The following is a 14,112-nucleotide window of genomic DNA, read 5'->3' as shown; positions in this document are numbered from 1 at the left end:
CAACAGCACCCACGAGACCGTGGGACCGATCGAGTCCCAGCCCACCGACAGCCCTCCAAACCACCCTGGTCCGTCCTTGAGTTGCACGTTTCGAACGACCGAAGTCTAAAGTCACTCATCTCATTCGTTGAGTGTGTTCTCGTCGAATAGACTAACGACCCATGCGAAATACCCGCTGGGTAGTTACCTATGTCACGCCAACAGCATAGGCAGCTAACGATGATCACTATTCGGGCGAATTACTGCGATTCCTGCTCAATATCCTCGCCGGAGACGTCATCGTGGCTAAACTCCCGCTCTCCAATGCGAGTGATCTCGAAGATGCCTCCGACGTTGGGATCGGGCCCCGCGACTCGCGTGTCCGTCGTCATCCAGTCATTCTCGGTGGATTCGCGTTGTTTAGCCGGCAATAGTGGTAACAATGACGACAGTGCATACATCGAGAACGTCTGCCCCTCGGGAAAGACGAGCTCCTCGCCGTGAACCTCGAAGTAATCACCTACCTCGTAGCTAGCTACCGGGTCACCGTTGATCTCGACGCACTCAACGCGCAGATCGTACAGCGTGAACGTACGATCATCGGATGACGGAGTCATGATTGGTCCCTATCCTGATGTGTGAGCGTTGTATTTCAATCCATGGGATAGTGTCATGGGTGGCTACGAGATTCTCGCTATCAGTAAGGGATGCCCGACTCGAAAAGACACCTGTATATCTAAGCTACGGAATATTTCACACAGAATTGGGGTATGCCGTAGACGCCCTACGCAACCGTTTCGACGCGTTCCCCATCCTTGTACACGGCGGCGATCGCATTGCGGGTGGCACTAATATCATCAAGGGGCTTCTCGTCGAGAGCGACGAGGTCAGCGTATCGGCCGACCTCAATGGCACCGATCGATTCGTCCATGCGGACACTCGCCCGTGACCGCGCAAGGCCGCAGGCCCGAGCAAGACCGTCTTTCGTGGGTTCAAATCCTGCTGCGCCCATTCGTTTTCCGAACGAGGCAAATCCGGCGGACTGCGGCGAGCCATCGATACGGAACCTTATTTTGGTTCGTTTTCGAGTACTGGAGAAACGGCGGTGTTGGCCCGCAATTTGCCGCGTATCAACTGGGTGTGCGAGAGTGCGATAGGTTTCTTGAAGTCGGTATCAAGAAACATGTTCGAATACGCCGTGAACGATTACAGAATCGGTATCGTTCGTGAGCGTTACCCACCCTATTTGTGTCTCCGACGGATGGTCGGTATGCGAATGGAGTCATCCAATTCGATGCGCGGGTGCGTACAAGGTCCGCCCGTCGAAATGTGACCAACGTGATTGCAGGGGAAACTGTCACACGGATAAACACTAACGGGGAAACGTCGAAGCGGCGATTCGGACACCTACGCTGGGCGCTACTCGAGAACTCCGAGAAAAATTCATGGACGTACTCAGTATCGCTCCCTCGGCGGACCACCGCTCCAATACGCGATTGCCCTACTGCGTATCGGGATGTGCGTCCGTTTCGAAGACGAACGTGTCCGTGAATCCATACAACCAGGCGAACAACGGTCCTAGGTAGCAAATAAACGTCCAAGGAGCGTAGGCGAGGGTCGGAACGCCGAGTATCCCCGCGAAGTAGAGCCCCGCCAGGTTCCACGGAATTATCGGGGCCGTAACGGTACCGGAATCCTCTATCGTTCTCGACAAGACGGTCCTGTCTATTTCCAATCTGTCGTATATCTTCGAGTACATTATCGGGGGGATGATGAGAGAGAGCTGTACGGCGCCTGTCGTCAGCGTTCCCAAGATACTGGTCAGCGACGTAACGAATATCAGTCGCCCGCTATCGTCACGGACGAACCGTTCTCGAATGGACTTCGCGATCACGCCGATGGTCTGGGTGTACTCTAACTGTCCCGCAAAGAGGAACGCAAACAGGAGGACGGTGATGATATTGGTCATCGATTCGATGCCGCCGCGAGTCAACAACTCATTCAACGTGTCGACTCCCGTGGACACCTCCGGCCCTGCTGCCATTGCACCGGCAATTTCTGTTATGCCGTAGCCTTGATAAACCGCCAGCGGAATCGCTGTGAGGATCGCTATCCAGAGTACGGGCACGGTCGAATACTGGCGATAGGATAAGACGAGTAACACGACGGGGGGTACGAGTAAAATGGGTGACAGGGAGAACGCCTCCTGTAACCCCTGAGTCATCGCAGCGATATTTTCCGGTTCCGCAGAACCGCCGTATTGCATTCCGATCGCGAGGAAGACGACCAGCCCGATCACGTAGCCGGGGATGGTCGTGTAAAGCATCGATCTGATGTGGTCGAAGAGATCGGTTTCTGAGACTCCCGCGGCCAGAACGGTCGTGTCCGAAAGCGGACTCAACTTATCTCCGAAGAATGCGCCCATGACGACCGCTCCCGCGGTTTGAGGGAGTGGGACGCCCAGCCCTTGTGCGACCCCAATAAGAGCGACTCCGAACGTCGCCCCAGAACCGAAGGACGTACCCGTAACGAGCGCGCCGACGCTCACGATCAGAGCGGTAGAAACTAAAAAGAACTCGGGTGAAAGCACCTGGATCCCGACGTACATCAAATACGGAATGGTGCCCGAAATCATCCAAATACCGATGAGTGCGCCGATCAACATCAAAATCAAAAGTACGTTCGTAATCCTACCTATTAGCGGGGTCGTGCCGTACCGGAGCATATTCTCCCACGAAAAATCGTAATAGAATACGTATGCGGATGTAGTGAAAATCGACACGGTCATCAGAAGTATAGTCGTACTTATCTGATACACGAATGACCCGATAACCAGGATCAGTAGTGATACTAAAAGTATCAAAGATCCTCCAATTAATCCAACTGGGGTCGACTCGAGTGTTATCTGCTCTTCGGGGGGTTGAATCCAGCTACTACTGACCATATCGCCTGAATGATCAATATGTGTATAAAAAACCTTCGGAAATTATGATTAATCATACATGTATTCGAGGCGTATCGTCGGGTTTTCGGTCGAAGCGAAATCACGACCCGTTCGAGCGTCACCTCGTACACGCTGCAGCGGTTTCCCTCGTCGACGAACGCCGTCTGTTCGCACCCGAACCCGCGACTGGTGAAGCGGTCGAGACGTCGGTAGCATATCGGATCGTAACAGGTGATGGTGCGATAGCCGGATCAAGGCGGCGACGGGGCAGTCGGTCTGCGGTCCACGCACAAACCACGGCTAGGATGGTTCGTCCCGCGATACTCCGGGGGAATCGACATAGTCGTCGATGCCGGTGCGGCCGCGTCCGAACGGTTCGGTCTCAGGGTTCGACGAGTGCAGGAAAGGGTTAGAAACCGGGTCTCAGCGGCGAACGTGCCGTCGGAAGCGTTCACGACCGACGCGCAGGCGCAGTCCCGTGTCTCCCGGAGGCGGACCCGTTATGCCGTCGGCGATGGGGTGTCGTCCGACAACTGCACGTACGTCCGGGCGATCGTCGCGAGGTTGAAGACGCCGAACACCGCGCTCGTGACGCCGTCTGGGCCGAGAACTGTGCGCTCGCCAACACAGTAGTGGCCAGCGGACCGGACACCGCGAACCCCCACAGCAGCACGGACGGACCCCTCGGTGCGTGCATTCCGCTCATCGTCGACATCGTAGCCCAGCACCGAGATAGCAGCCACCACGCCGACGGATGCCGAACCTTCGTCGTCGGCGAACCGCCCTCGATCTCGACGTTCACGAGCGGCCGCTGTGTACCCTGGACAGTAACGACGTCCTCGAACAAGGACACGTACTCGCCGTGGAACCCTCCGTGTACGGGCCTGATGGGGCGAGATACGAATCGAGGACGTGTTCGCGATAACCGATGCGGGCTGGCGACGATTGAGCACGTCCGGTTGCGAGCTGAGACCACAGCCGTTGCCCCGCGGCGACCAGTGACGATGCCTTCGCAGCAGATGACCGGTCCGGTCGTCGGTCACTCCTCGTTGAGGTTGTACTTCATGATTCGCGCATGTTTTCCGGTCCCCCGTTCGAGACCGTAAATCCCGCCAGGTAGCTCCTCGAGGTTCGACCGGGCATCCTCGATGCGGCGGTGGTCCCCTTTGTCCAGGGAGAATTCGAGTGTTCGAAGATTATCGTCCAGGTGCGAGGTGTCGCGGGCCCCAACGATGGCCCCACAGACCTGCGGTCGTTCAAGTACGTAGCGGGTGGCCACGTTCGCGATCGAAACGCCGTGTTTGTCGGCGATTGACTCGACGACGCCAAGAAGGTCTTGGTACGGCTCCCAGCCGCCGGCATCCTCGATGATGAGTTTGTACTTCGTCAGCGACCGGTTCTCCAGCGTCTCGGCTTCACCGGGATCGGGTTCGCCGTGGAACTTCTCCGTGAGGAACCCACCGGCGAGCGTCCCGTAGCATAACAATTGGATCCCTTCCTCCCCGCAGAGGTTGACCATCTCCCGCTCGGGGCGGTCATCAAGCAGGGAGTACTGAACCTGGTTGCTGACGACGGGAACGCCTGCGTCGAGGAGTTCTCGCAGGTGCGCGGCATCGAAGTTCGTCACGCCGATGTGGCGGATCTTTCCTTCCTCGTGCAGGTCGGCGAGGATTCCGGCCGTCTCGACGTAGTTATCGATCGAGTAGTCCCACCAGTGAAACTGGACCAGATCCAACGCCTCGACACTAAGCCGCTCGCGCGATCGATCGATTATCTGTTCGGCGTATGGCCGGTCTACGCTCTCAAGCTGGTCCCGATCCGGGACGAACTTCGTGTGGACCTGAACAGGCGGTTCTTCCCCACGTTGGCTCCGATACTCGTCGCGGAACGCACCAATCAGGTCCTCGACGCCGGTGTAGATATCGGCACAGTCGAACGTGGTTATACCGGCGTCGACGAACTCGAACATGTCAGCGACCGGCGTCGCACTCTTGTTGTCGCTATGACTCTCAGAGAGTTGCCACCCCCCTTTGATGATCGGCGACACGGTGTAGTCGTCGGTCAGTTCGTACTTCATGTGTCCCCAATTCGCACACCGATACTTATCTCTGCTGTGGCCACTCCCGGAAAATCCGAACAACGGCGTTCTATTCGGTGCTCAAGATGACAGACCAGTACTAGGGAAGAAACTGCCGCTCGGCGGTTCAGGTATTCGTTGTTTGATTGGCCAACATCTCTGAGCATACCGAGCTCTATCTTCATTTTCAGGACGATTTCTTGAAATAGCCCGTTGCATGGTTTCGAAATTAGCCCCGATCTATCACGGTGTGGTCGCTAACGTCTAAAATAGTCAATTTCACTAGACTAGAGGTTGGATCAAAGGTATATCTAACACTAGATCCGACACGAGTGATAACACAGCCACTTCTCATAAGACTGTTGTTCGTGAGTTCGGCAGCGCTCGCTGATGCTGGTTTCGACAGCCAAGAGGACAGAGACCTGAGTCAGCAACGGCTTTCCAGCCCGTTGCTGACGGTCTGCGCTCGTTGTTGGGAGAGAACATGACCCGTTCTTCGAATATCTATTTCCCGATGTCGCCGACCAAATGGGACTTTCCCCTCTCGACGGAGCAGATAGTACCTCAGCGAAGTCAGAGCCACACGAGTGAGTCCGCTCGATGGATCACTTGGTCTCAGAATCTTCATCAGTCGATATAATCCCATTCATATATGTACGATCTCACTGTATTTCAGCGCGACCTGCTGTACGTGATCGCCGGTCAGGACGAGCCACATGGCCTCGTGATCAAAGACGAACTTGAGTAGTACTACGAGAGCGAGATCCATCACGGGCGACTCTATTCGAATCTCGACAAGATCGTCGACAAGGAACTCGTCAAGAAAGGCCAACTCGATCATCGGACGAACTACCTACTATACCTCACAGCGCATGACCGACGCGGACTCGAGGCCCATCGTGAGTGAGAAGACCAGTACGTTAGTGACATCCTCTCCTCATCCGAGTGGCGGGCAGTATCCTTATTCCACAGATGGGTGAGTAATACGGAGTTCAGCGTCGACTTCTTAGAACCATATCGCACCCAAATGCAGGAACTCCTGCTCTATTGAAAATGGGAGACTGCGTGAGGATACCGCAATTATGATGGTTGCTATTCAGTAAAATACCTTTGATTGTGGTTGGAATATATTTGGTTCGAGATGATCACCTCGAGCACCGCCAGATTAGGTGAGAAAGTCGCGTCACTTCTCGGCCAAAATGTATAATTCTTTGGCTCAAAATCTACTGACCCCGCCGCCGTACCGCATTTTCAATAGAGCACTTCTGCCGCCATCCAGATGAAGTCCTGATCGTAACTCGTGGCATCAACCTCGTATTCAGCTTCCCACTGCTCAGAGAGTGTCATCGCCGAATTGAAATTTTCAATCCGATTCCGAAACATCGTCTCGCTCGTTTCGATGCCGTGATCAGCGAGTTTTTCAACAATTTCGTCCGTCGAGAGGGCTTCGACATCGCTGAGTTCCCACGCATCAGCAGGATAGGTTCCGTTTGATGTGTCGGCTCGTTGCTCACGGTGAGCAGGTTGACTTGCTTCGTGGTCCTCTTCGTTGCCACTCTCACCTAATCCGTGTTCGTCGACGTATTGCTCGACACGCTTCCGGTCAATCCGACTGAGTTCGTCACGTGCGTGGTCCTCGTAGAGATGCTCACGGAGTGCAGACTCCTTCTCTAAGGTTTGCTCACAGTAGCGACACTCAACCATTACTCGAGAACTATGTATGCGGGTAGAAAAACAACAGGTGTGAACAGGACGTGCGCTCCGGAACGCCGAGGAAGTACGTAGCCTGCGGCATCGCCTTCGCTAAGAAGCTTGGAAACGTGGCATTTGACCGAGTTTACAGGCGGCAAGGGCGAATGCCCCGGGGATTGGCCCCGAAGCAGTTCACGGTGCGGCGGCTGCCGTGTCGCCAGTCTCTGGGTCGAACGGGAGGTTGATGACGAGTTTGTCAAACCAGACGACTGGGCGCTTACTCTGACCATCTTCCTCGAAGAAGATGATGCCCAACTGGGCAAGTCGACTGAGTTCTTCATGGACGTTCTTCACGTCCCGGTCAACAACCCGTGCGGTCTCGTTAATGCTGGATGGCTCTTCCCGGCGGATGGCTTCGATGAGATCGAGGACGCGCGGTGTCAGCGTCTCCATGAGGTCGTCATAGCTAGTGAACGAAAGCGTCGGAGGGGAATCCACCGCGTCGTCCCGTTCAAGCGCCTTGATGCCATCGGTGACATCATCGTGGAACTTACTGGACGACTTTACAGTCACGACGAGGGTTGATTCGGCCCGAAGCTGTTCGCGCTCCATCGGGTGTAGCGGCGGCGTGGTATCGTTCATTGGTATCACCGTGGTGTGATGGCTTCACTTGACATCGAGTTCGGATTTCGGGATTTCGCTCCAGAATCGTTCCCAGAGTTCGACCATCCCGGGGAACGTGATTATATCTGGAACGGGATCCGGTGCAACGTGCAGTTCGTGCCCTTTGGTGTCCTCGTGCGAATTGTCGTACCGACGAATCGTCCCATCGTCAAGCGTGCGGGGTGGGTCCGGCTCCGTCGCACCGTAATGGAGCTTGTAAGCCCACCCAGACGGGTACGCGTCACGGTTGTCCGCATGCAAAACACGCGGACAACAGTCCCGTCGGGATACTTCCTCCCCTCGCTCACGCCATCGAGGTCGTCGTCAGTCAGTGAGGCCATCCTCGACCATTGGTACGTGTACCAATGGAATAAGGCTATTGGTCCAGATGACAATAGTAGTTCGCTCTTGGGTAGAGAGAAGCACAAATTGCGCTCTTATCTACAGATGAACAAGGCGAGTGTCTCGAGGCATGACCCCGAGGGTGAAGCCGATACGCCCTTTTCAGTCCCATAATTCGTAGCAGGAACCACTGACTACGAAGGAGAGTGAAGACCTCAATATGAAGCGGTCGTTCAGTTGGAAATGTAGTGCCTCTCAAAACCCATGCTACTGGCGTGGTGAGACGGGTGCTGTCGGGTCATGGTGGAGCGACCGACCCTCACGGACGCGCCGAGCGTTCGGGTGTCAATTCTAGATGACCCGCACGGGAAGTCCGAGGGGAAGTACATTCACCTGCGACCCCACGGCCAGTTTCTGGGCCTGCCGCCAACACGACAAAGCCCCGGTGCTTGCCCCAGAGGTACGTTACTGTTAGCTGAAAGAGAGGGCGCTAAGCCCCCGTCCTCAAGGAGCGAACGGCGTTAGCCGCGAGCGAGTAGGGCGGGGATACAGCGTCCGCACGAGTGTCGAATTACTCTAGCCAGAACAGTTAACTAAACACAACCACTAGCAGAGAATAAGTCGCATGAAGTACAGTCCACGATACCGACTCTTTCCCACCACCACCCAACGGGAGAGTCTCGACTGGACTCGTGACACTGTGCGACAACTCTACAACCACGCCCTCCACGAATTCGATCAAATCCCAGAAGACGAGGGGACGCTTCGACAGCGTGTCTGGCACGTCCGCGACGAACTGCCACAACTCAAACAACAGTGGACTGACCTCAAACAGGTCTACTCCACCGTCTTGCAGAAAGCTGTCGAGCGTATCCGCACCAACATCACCAACCTTGGCACACTCAAAGCCAAGGGCTACGATGTTGGCTCGTTGAACTGGAAGTCACCGCGTGAGTACCGGAGTTTTACGTACCGGCAATCGGGCTTCGAACTCGACACGAAGAGTGGCCCGAGAGACCGAGCGATACTCCGACTCACAAAAGTACGCGGCGAAACCCTTGAAATCCCACTTCGACTTCACCGCGACCTTCCTGACCACGATGCTATCAAAGAAGTCACGGTGAAGAAAGAACCCACAGGAGCGTGGTACGCCTCGTTCTGTATCGCCACTGAGGAACCAGAGCAACCAGACCCAGCGGACATCGACGCGGAGGATACCGTAGGAATCGACCTTGGCGTCCTTAACTTTGTCCACGATTCGGACGGACGCTCCGTCGGACGTCTTGACTTATCCGACGAGCGAAAACGCCTCGAGCGCGAGCAACGCTCGCTTTCTCGCAAACAGTACGAGTCGAACAACTGGGAGACGCAACGGCGGCGAGTCGCGACGGTCCATGCTCGCATGTCGAACAAGAAGCGAGATTATAAACACAAACTCGCGCACTATTACACGACCGAGCACGATGCCGTGTTCGTCGAAGACCTGAACGTGACGTCACTGCTTGAAGCCAGTGGCAACGCGCGGAACAAGGCCGAAGTCGGCTGGCGAAACTTCATTACGATTCTGAAACATCACGGTCGGAAGAACGAGTGTCACGTCATCGAAGTCGAACCGAGTGGCACGACGAAAGAGTGTGCATCGTGTGGCGTGGAGACTGAGAAGCCGTTGTGGGTCCGCGAACACTCGTGTCCGTCGTGTGGGTTCGAATTGGACAGGGATTGGAACGCGGCGTTGAACATCCAGTCGCGTGGTCTGGAGAACCTAGGAGTGGTTCACTCCGAAGCAACGCCTGTGGAGACTGCGACCGCTGTGGATACTTCTGAAGTATCTGCACGTCGCGTCGTCGAAGCAGGAAGCGCCGCCCTCAAGGAGTCGCCGAAGGCGACGAGTAGGGCGGGGTAGTTCACTATTCCTCGATGTCGACGACCGCTTGCGTTTCCGGGTGCGTGAGGTCGCCTTCGGCAGAGACCACCGTCGCGTCGAGCTCGCGACCGACTGCCGCAATCACACCGTCCATCCCCGCGAGGTATGGACCCTGCGGACCAATCTCGTCTGCGATCTCCGCTGCGGTGACAGCCGTCCGCTCGTCGACGCCGTACACCTCTCCCCATTCGAGCGCCCAGCGGGCACCCCCGATGTCACTCTCGCTCGGGCCGTTTCCCTCGCCGATCAGGACCTCCGCGAACGCCGGCGCTGGGATCACGAACCGTTCGGTTGAGTGCTCCTGGAGATACGCGGTTGCGGCATCGACGCCCTCGAGGTAATCCACTAAAAACGTCGCGTCCAGAACCTTCATCGGTCGGCGTTCGATCCGCGTCGCATCCGTTCCTTCGATTCCTCCTTGGCCGCACGCCGGTTCTCACGGAACTCCTCAGCCTCGTCAGTTGACCAGAAGCCTGCCCCGGCTAGGAGATCTCGGTCCCGGTCTCGGTCGGTCCTGAATACCCGCTCCAGAACGTCGTTGTAACTCTCTCCCTCGCGCCTTCGTCGTTCGATTTCTCGCTTCACCGAGTCGCTGACCCGAATCTGCTCGGTTGCAGCTCCCATGTACGTTGACGTTGTTCGTCGACGTTCCTGTATCTTTCCCGCAGCATGATCGGCGCCGTCGCGACCGTCACCACCGGCGCCGCTGCTCGCGATGAGAGTGGACAGTGAACGATAGCGCAGCGGTGAGCGTTCAGGAGGAGAGTCGGCGGGAAGCGGTCGATGGTCCGCGGCGGCGATGTGATCAGGGCGGCAGTCGGCGTCCTCGAGGTCGGTCTCGGTCAGACATCCATGCCGGAGAGTCTGCTCCTGCCGTCGACGTGACCCTGATCGATCACCGGGTCCGTCTCGAGCAGTTCGCTGAGGTTGAACCAGACGACCAGCAACTTGGTCTCCTCCGGCGGCACCGGCTCCGGGTTCCTGATCCTCACCATATATAGCTCATCGCGAGAGAGTAGCGTTCCCTGCGTCTGGTCGACATCCTTCCGGAGTGCGCTTGGCGCAGTCGATATGGACCACCGACCATACGACGAAAACAACAAGCGGCGACGCTGAGCAATCGACAGTGGCCGCTTCCCGATTCCTCCAACCCATCGGGAGGAGGGTCGAGTCACCGGTCGGAGCCACAAACGACTATCACCGTTCGATGCCTGTTCAACGAACGATGGTGACGTGCTTGTCGGTCGAGCAGGCCCGACTGTCCCGTCTGCGAGCGCAGGGCCTCGCAAACGATAGTAACCCGGCGACCGTCCCCACGGTCGTCCACGACTGTGGCGGGGTGCAGGCACAGGACGCGAGACAGGCACCACTCGCTATTCGTGCACGAAGTCGCGGGGTGACAATCGCCGACGTGGAAGCGGCCCGAATCGAGAAGTGTTCGATCGTTCGGACGTGGTGCATGCGCGGAACCCTTCACTACCTCGCGACTAGGGATGCGTCGTGGCTTCTCCCCCTGTTCGGTCCGTTGTACGTCGAGCGAGGCCAGCGACGCCTCACCCAACTGGGCCTGGACGAAGCCGACTGTCAGCGTGCCATGGCGGTGGTTCGGAGCGCACTCGCCGATCACGGGCCACTTACTCGGACGGAGATCGCTGAGCGACTCCTCGCCAAGGGGTTTGCGTTCGATCTCGACGGACAGGCGCCGGTTCATATCGTTCGGCGGGCCTGCCTCGAGGGGATTGCCGTCGAGGCCGGATCCGCTGACGATCAGGAGCGGTACGCGCTCCTTGACGAATGGCGGTCGCTCGATCCCGCCCCGGAGCAGATGGACGCGCTCGCCGAACTCGCACGGTGGTATGTCGCCGCCTACGAGCCTGCGACTCTGGACGACTTCTACGCCTGGTCGGGGCTGTACAAGCGCGACGTCCGATCTGGATGGGAGGCGATCGAGGACGAACTGATCGAGGTAGACATCGCAGGCGAGCGGGCATGGACGCTCACGGCACCGCCGCCAGTCGAACCGGACGACACCCCGATCGTTCGGCTCCTTCCGATGTACGACAGTTACTTTCTCGGTCACGAGGACCGCGAACTCGTCGTCCCGGGCGAGTATAGCGACCACGTCTATCCGGGGGGTGGCGTGATACGCGCCACCGTGACCGTCGACGGGATGGCCGCTGGCACTTGGACCCTGGACCGGACGGGAACGGTGGCAGAGGTCGTGGTTGAACCGTTCGGGCCACTCGCGGAAGCCGTTGAAACCGGGATCGAAGCCGAGGTCAAGGACATCGGACGCTTCCTTGGCAGGGATATCGAGTACCGGATCACCGAACTGACGTGAGAGGCACGGTCGCACTCCACGCAGTCCCGCATCTACCTACTCGAGGAGTTCCGCCAACTTCCCAAGAGACGACCGACAGCCGGCTTCGTTGTCCTCGGGCCGAATTCCTTCTGGTATGTTCTCACAGCGGTAGGTAACTTCGGTTCCGCATCCGACGTCCGCCAGCGTCACGATGATCCACATCTCGCCCGCGAACTCCGGCTCATCCGATTCGAACTCGACAGTCTCCACGATCTTTTCGCAGGGGACTAATTCCACGAACCGCCCCTGATGCGTGTCAGTGTCCTCGGTGGACTTCCCACCTGACCCACCCGGTGAAGTACTCGTATCTTGGTACGTAAGTGACATCCGGAACTCGCCGCCCTCGCGCGAGTCGAAGCGATGCACGTGGCCGGTCATTCCATCCGGCGGGAGCCACGTGGCCACCGCAGTTGGGTTGAGGAACGCCCGGTAGACGTTCTCCCGGGAGGCGTCAATGACCTGCGACACCGTCGTACTCGCGCCCTCCGTCGGGACGCGTGTATTCCCCGGCCTATCCGGCATACGCCTCCTCCAACGCGTCGATGTCCATCTTCTGCATCTGGAGCATTGCCTCCGTGACCCGCCCCGCTTTCTCGGCGTCCTCGTCCCGTAGGAGTTCGGGTAACACGTTGGGGACAATCTGCCACGACACGCCGTACTTGTCTTTGAGCCAGGCACACTGGCCCTCCTCGCCGCCGTCGGCCGTGAGTTCCTCCCAGTAATAGTCGACCTCTGTCTGGTCCGCACAGTCGACGATGAACGAGATTGCCTCGGTGAAGTCGAAGTCGTGTTCCTGTGCGCTGTCCATCGCTGCGAAGTGCTGACCGCAGAGCGTGAAATCGGCGAACATGACCGTGCCTCCCTCGTTTGGCTCCTGATCTGGCCCGTAGCGAGCGATGTCACCGACCGCTGAATCTTCGAACACCGACGTGTAGAAGTCGATTGCCTCCTCGGCCTGACCGCACCGCTCACCAACGAACAGCAACGACGGGACAATCGTCCGCTCCGGGATGTAATCGGCGTGAATCAGCTGCCACGATACGCCGTACTCGTCCTCGATCCAGCCGTACCGGTCACTGAACGGATAGGAATCGAGCGGCATCAGCTCCTCACCGCTCCCCGACAACTGTGCCCAGAGTTCGTCTACCTCGTCCGTCGTCGGACAGTTGACGATGAACGAGATAGCGGGGGGGAACAAAAATTGTGGTCCACCGTTGAGTGCGACGAACGACTGGCCTTCCAGTTCGAACTCCACGGTCATGACGCTTCCTTCCGGCTGTCCCGAGGCCGCTGCAGATGCCTCGTTGTACCGACTGATGATTCCGATCTCCGAGTCGTCGAATATGGTCGTGTATCGGTTCACCGCGTCTTCCGTATCGCCGTCGAACCACAGGTTCGGGGTGATTTTTTGCATATGGGTTCACTCCTCGCCAGTCGTCGATGACGTGATCTGTGACGTTTCCGTTCCTGATTCAGTTTGCTGAGCGGTTGGTAGCATTCCCTGTCACCTGTCGTGGTTTCACTCTGTCTCCAGTTGCTCTATCTGTCGGTCCACTTCGTCTTGGGCCTCTTTCCAGGCGGGATAGGCATCCTCGACCGTCTGCCGACCGGCCGCGGTGAGCCGTAGCCTGCGCTCCCTGGCGTCCTTCGACTCGGCGTCGGCCACCCAACCTTCATCCTCGAGGCGGTTCGCATTCCGGGTGAGCGTCGTGCGCTCTAACCCCAGGAGGTCGGCAAGCTCGCTGAGCGGCGTAGGGCCCGTGAGCGACAGCGCAGCAAGGACGGAGAACTGCGTCGCTCGGAGTCCGTGTGGACGGAGCTTCTCTTCGTAGAGTCGCGTTATCTCCCGTGCACGACGCCGTGCGGCGAGACAGTGGCAATCCTTGGTGGCGGAGAGATCCACGGAGCTAGTACGCTGTACGTGTATATACACGTATAGGCCCGGCTCGTTCGGCGCTGTCCACCGTCAGCCCTCCTCAGGTGTCTACTTTGCTGAGTCGAGGCACTGTATCCCCTCCCTGCTCGCGCTTGTGGCGCTCACTGAGGAAGGGGTCTGAACGCCTTCAATTACAGATAAAATACCTAAATAATATTACCTACAGTTTTTAGTCTTAGAAATAAGATTAACT

The 14,112-nt window shown here is 57.6% G+C and carries 15 protein-coding genes and 3 pseudogenes; 4 read left to right on the top strand and 14 right to left on the bottom strand.

What is annotated here, in order from left to right:
- Positions 1 to 239: 239 nt before the first annotated feature.
- From NJU76_RS19440 to NJU76_RS19425, 4 genes are all read right to left on the bottom strand, one after another.
- Positions 240 to 596, bottom strand: a complete 357-nt coding sequence (locus tag NJU76_RS19440) for a TIGR04076 family protein (protein ID WP_254533466.1) — start codon at positions 594 to 596, stop codon at positions 240 to 242.
- Positions 597 to 763: 167 nt separating this feature from the next.
- Positions 764 to 910 (bottom strand): amidohydrolase family protein, encoded by a 147-nt coding sequence (locus NJU76_RS19435; protein ID WP_254533465.1) that lies wholly within the window; start codon positions 908 to 910, stop codon positions 764 to 766.
- Between the two features lie 570 nt (positions 911 to 1,480).
- Positions 1,481 to 2,923, bottom strand: coding sequence for a Na+/H+ antiporter NhaC (gene nhaC / locus NJU76_RS19430; protein ID WP_254533464.1), 1,443 nt, complete (start codon positions 2,921 to 2,923; stop codon positions 1,481 to 1,483).
- A gap of 500 nt (positions 2,924 to 3,423) precedes the next feature.
- Positions 3,424 to 3,666, bottom strand: a complete 243-nt coding sequence (locus tag NJU76_RS19425) for a hypothetical protein (protein WP_254533463.1) — start codon at positions 3,664 to 3,666, stop codon at positions 3,424 to 3,426.
- On the opposite strand from NJU76_RS19425, the gene NJU76_RS27130 reads away from it, so the two are divergent.
- Positions 3,556 to 4,029: a hypothetical protein gene (locus tag NJU76_RS27130; RefSeq protein ID WP_425604328.1), complete on the top strand. Its 474-nt coding sequence runs from the start codon at positions 3,556 to 3,558 to the stop codon at positions 4,027 to 4,029. The genes NJU76_RS19425 and NJU76_RS27130 overlap by 111 nt on opposite strands.
- On the opposite strand, the gene NJU76_RS19420 is transcribed toward NJU76_RS27130, so the two are convergent.
- A complete protein-coding gene (locus NJU76_RS19420) occupies positions 3,963 to 5,000 on the bottom strand; it encodes an aldo/keto reductase (protein WP_254533462.1) in 1,038 nt (345 codons plus the stop codon). The two genes, NJU76_RS27130 and NJU76_RS19420, sit on opposite strands and share 67 nt — an antisense overlap.
- 652 nt (positions 5,001 to 5,652) lie before the next feature.
- Here NJU76_RS19420 and NJU76_RS19415 point away from each other — a divergent pair.
- Positions 5,653 to 5,907: pseudogene (locus tag NJU76_RS19415) on the top strand (helix-turn-helix transcriptional regulator).
- Between the two features lie 347 nt (positions 5,908 to 6,254).
- Here the strand turns inward: NJU76_RS19415 and NJU76_RS19410 are convergent.
- From NJU76_RS19410 to NJU76_RS19400, 3 genes and pseudogenes are all read right to left on the bottom strand, one after another.
- Positions 6,255 to 6,704 (bottom strand): annotated as a pseudogene (locus NJU76_RS19410) (tetratricopeptide repeat protein); the annotation flags it as partial.
- Between the two features lie 180 nt (positions 6,705 to 6,884).
- On the bottom strand, positions 6,885 to 7,334 hold the full coding sequence (locus NJU76_RS19405; RefSeq protein WP_254533460.1) for an HVO_A0114 family putative DNA-binding protein: 450 nt from the start codon (positions 7,332 to 7,334) through the stop codon (positions 6,885 to 6,887).
- A 24-nt stretch (positions 7,335 to 7,358) separates the two neighbouring features.
- Positions 7,359 to 7,696, bottom strand: a pseudogene (locus NJU76_RS19400) (toxin-antitoxin system TumE family protein).
- A 626-nt stretch (positions 7,697 to 8,322) separates the two neighbouring features.
- On the opposite strand from NJU76_RS19400, the gene NJU76_RS19395 reads away from it, so the two are divergent.
- The gene (locus NJU76_RS19395; protein ID WP_254533459.1) at positions 8,323 to 9,600 is read left to right on the top strand and encodes an RNA-guided endonuclease InsQ/TnpB family protein; all 1,278 of its coding nucleotides are present in this window, start codon (positions 8,323 to 8,325) and stop codon (positions 9,598 to 9,600) included.
- Between the two features lie 4 nt (positions 9,601 to 9,604).
- Here the strand turns inward: NJU76_RS19395 and NJU76_RS19390 are convergent, their stop codons facing one another.
- The 3 genes from NJU76_RS19390 to NJU76_RS19380 all read right to left on the bottom strand — a co-directional run bounded on the left by NJU76_RS19390 (position 9,605) and on the right by NJU76_RS19380 (position 10,616).
- Positions 9,605 to 9,994 carry a PIN domain-containing protein gene (locus NJU76_RS19390; protein ID WP_254533458.1) on the bottom strand — a complete coding sequence of 130 codons (390 nt, stop codon included), beginning with the start codon at positions 9,992 to 9,994 and terminating at the stop codon, positions 9,605 to 9,607.
- Entirely contained in the window at positions 9,991 to 10,245 is a 255-nt protein-coding gene (locus tag NJU76_RS19385; protein ID WP_254533457.1) for an antitoxin VapB family protein, read from the bottom strand. Before NJU76_RS19385 ends, NJU76_RS19390 begins: the two co-directional genes overlap by 4 nt.
- A 218-nt stretch (positions 10,246 to 10,463) precedes the next feature.
- On the bottom strand, positions 10,464 to 10,616 hold the full coding sequence (locus NJU76_RS19380; RefSeq protein ID WP_254533456.1) for a hypothetical protein: 153 nt from the start codon (positions 10,614 to 10,616) through the stop codon (positions 10,464 to 10,466).
- Positions 10,617 to 10,846: 230 nt separating this feature from the next.
- Between NJU76_RS19380 and NJU76_RS19375 the strand changes: the two genes are divergently transcribed.
- The gene (locus tag NJU76_RS19375; protein ID WP_254533455.1) at positions 10,847 to 11,962 is read left to right on the top strand and encodes a winged helix DNA-binding domain-containing protein; all 1,116 of its coding nucleotides are present in this window, start codon (positions 10,847 to 10,849) and stop codon (positions 11,960 to 11,962) included.
- A gap of 36 nt (positions 11,963 to 11,998) precedes the next feature.
- Here the strand turns inward: NJU76_RS19375 and NJU76_RS19370 are convergent, their stop codons facing one another.
- From NJU76_RS19370 to NJU76_RS19360, 3 genes are all read right to left on the bottom strand, one after another.
- On the bottom strand, positions 11,999 to 12,505 hold the full coding sequence (locus NJU76_RS19370; RefSeq protein ID WP_254533454.1) for an SRPBCC family protein: 507 nt from the start codon (positions 12,503 to 12,505) through the stop codon (positions 11,999 to 12,001).
- A complete protein-coding gene (locus tag NJU76_RS19365; RefSeq protein WP_254533453.1) occupies positions 12,495 to 13,397 on the bottom strand; it encodes a VOC family protein in 903 nt (300 codons plus the stop codon). The genes NJU76_RS19370 and NJU76_RS19365 overlap by 11 nt, the downstream gene beginning before the upstream one ends.
- A gap of 105 nt (positions 13,398 to 13,502) precedes the next feature.
- On the bottom strand, positions 13,503 to 13,886 hold the full coding sequence (locus NJU76_RS19360) for a MarR family winged helix-turn-helix transcriptional regulator (RefSeq protein WP_254533452.1): 384 nt from the start codon (positions 13,884 to 13,886) through the stop codon (positions 13,503 to 13,505).
- Positions 13,887 to 14,112: the final 226 nt, after the last annotated feature.

The sequence above is a fragment of the Natrinema gelatinilyticum genome (assembly GCF_024266705.1).
GTDB classification, from domain to species: domain Archaea; phylum Halobacteriota; class Halobacteria; order Halobacteriales; family Natrialbaceae; genus Natrinema; species Natrinema gelatinilyticum.
Note: the sequence above shows the minus strand (reverse complement) of the source record. Positions and strands in the feature narration are given on the sequence as shown.

Excerpts from the sequence above, each read along its gene's own strand:
- NJU76_RS19395 (WP_254533459.1), top strand. The coding sequence starts at position 8,323 with ATGAAGTACAGTCCACGATACCGACTCTTTCCCACCACCACCCAACGG.
- NJU76_RS19380 (WP_254533456.1), bottom strand. The coding sequence starts at position 10,616 with ATGGTGAGGATCAGGAACCCGGAGCCGGTGCCGCCGGAGGAGACCAAG.
- NJU76_RS19385 (WP_254533457.1), bottom strand. The coding sequence starts at position 10,245 with ATGGGAGCTGCAACCGAGCAGATTCGGGTCAGCGACTCGGTGAAGCGA.
- NJU76_RS19375 (WP_254533455.1), top strand. The coding sequence starts at position 10,847 with ATGGTGACGTGCTTGTCGGTCGAGCAGGCCCGACTGTCCCGTCTGCGA.
- NJU76_RS19435 (WP_254533465.1), bottom strand. The coding sequence starts at position 910 with ATGGACGAATCGATCGGTGCCATTGAGGTCGGCCGATACGCTGACCTC.
- NJU76_RS19370 (WP_254533454.1), bottom strand. The coding sequence starts at position 12,505 with ATGCCGGATAGGCCGGGGAATACACGCGTCCCGACGGAGGGCGCGAGT.
- NJU76_RS19440 (WP_254533466.1), bottom strand. The coding sequence starts at position 596 with ATGACTCCGTCATCCGATGATCGTACGTTCACGCTGTACGATCTGCGC.
- NJU76_RS19405 (WP_254533460.1), bottom strand. The coding sequence starts at position 7,334 with ATGAACGATACCACGCCGCCGCTACACCCGATGGAGCGCGAACAGCTT.
- NJU76_RS19365 (WP_254533453.1), bottom strand. The coding sequence starts at position 13,397 with ATGCAAAAAATCACCCCGAACCTGTGGTTCGACGGCGATACGGAAGAC.
- NJU76_RS19390 (WP_254533458.1), bottom strand. The coding sequence starts at position 9,994 with ATGAAGGTTCTGGACGCGACGTTTTTAGTGGATTACCTCGAGGGCGTC.
- NJU76_RS19420 (WP_254533462.1), bottom strand. The coding sequence starts at position 5,000 with ATGAAGTACGAACTGACCGACGACTACACCGTGTCGCCGATCATCAAA.
- nhaC (WP_254533464.1), bottom strand. The coding sequence starts at position 2,923 with ATGGTCAGTAGTAGCTGGATTCAACCCCCCGAAGAGCAGATAACACTC.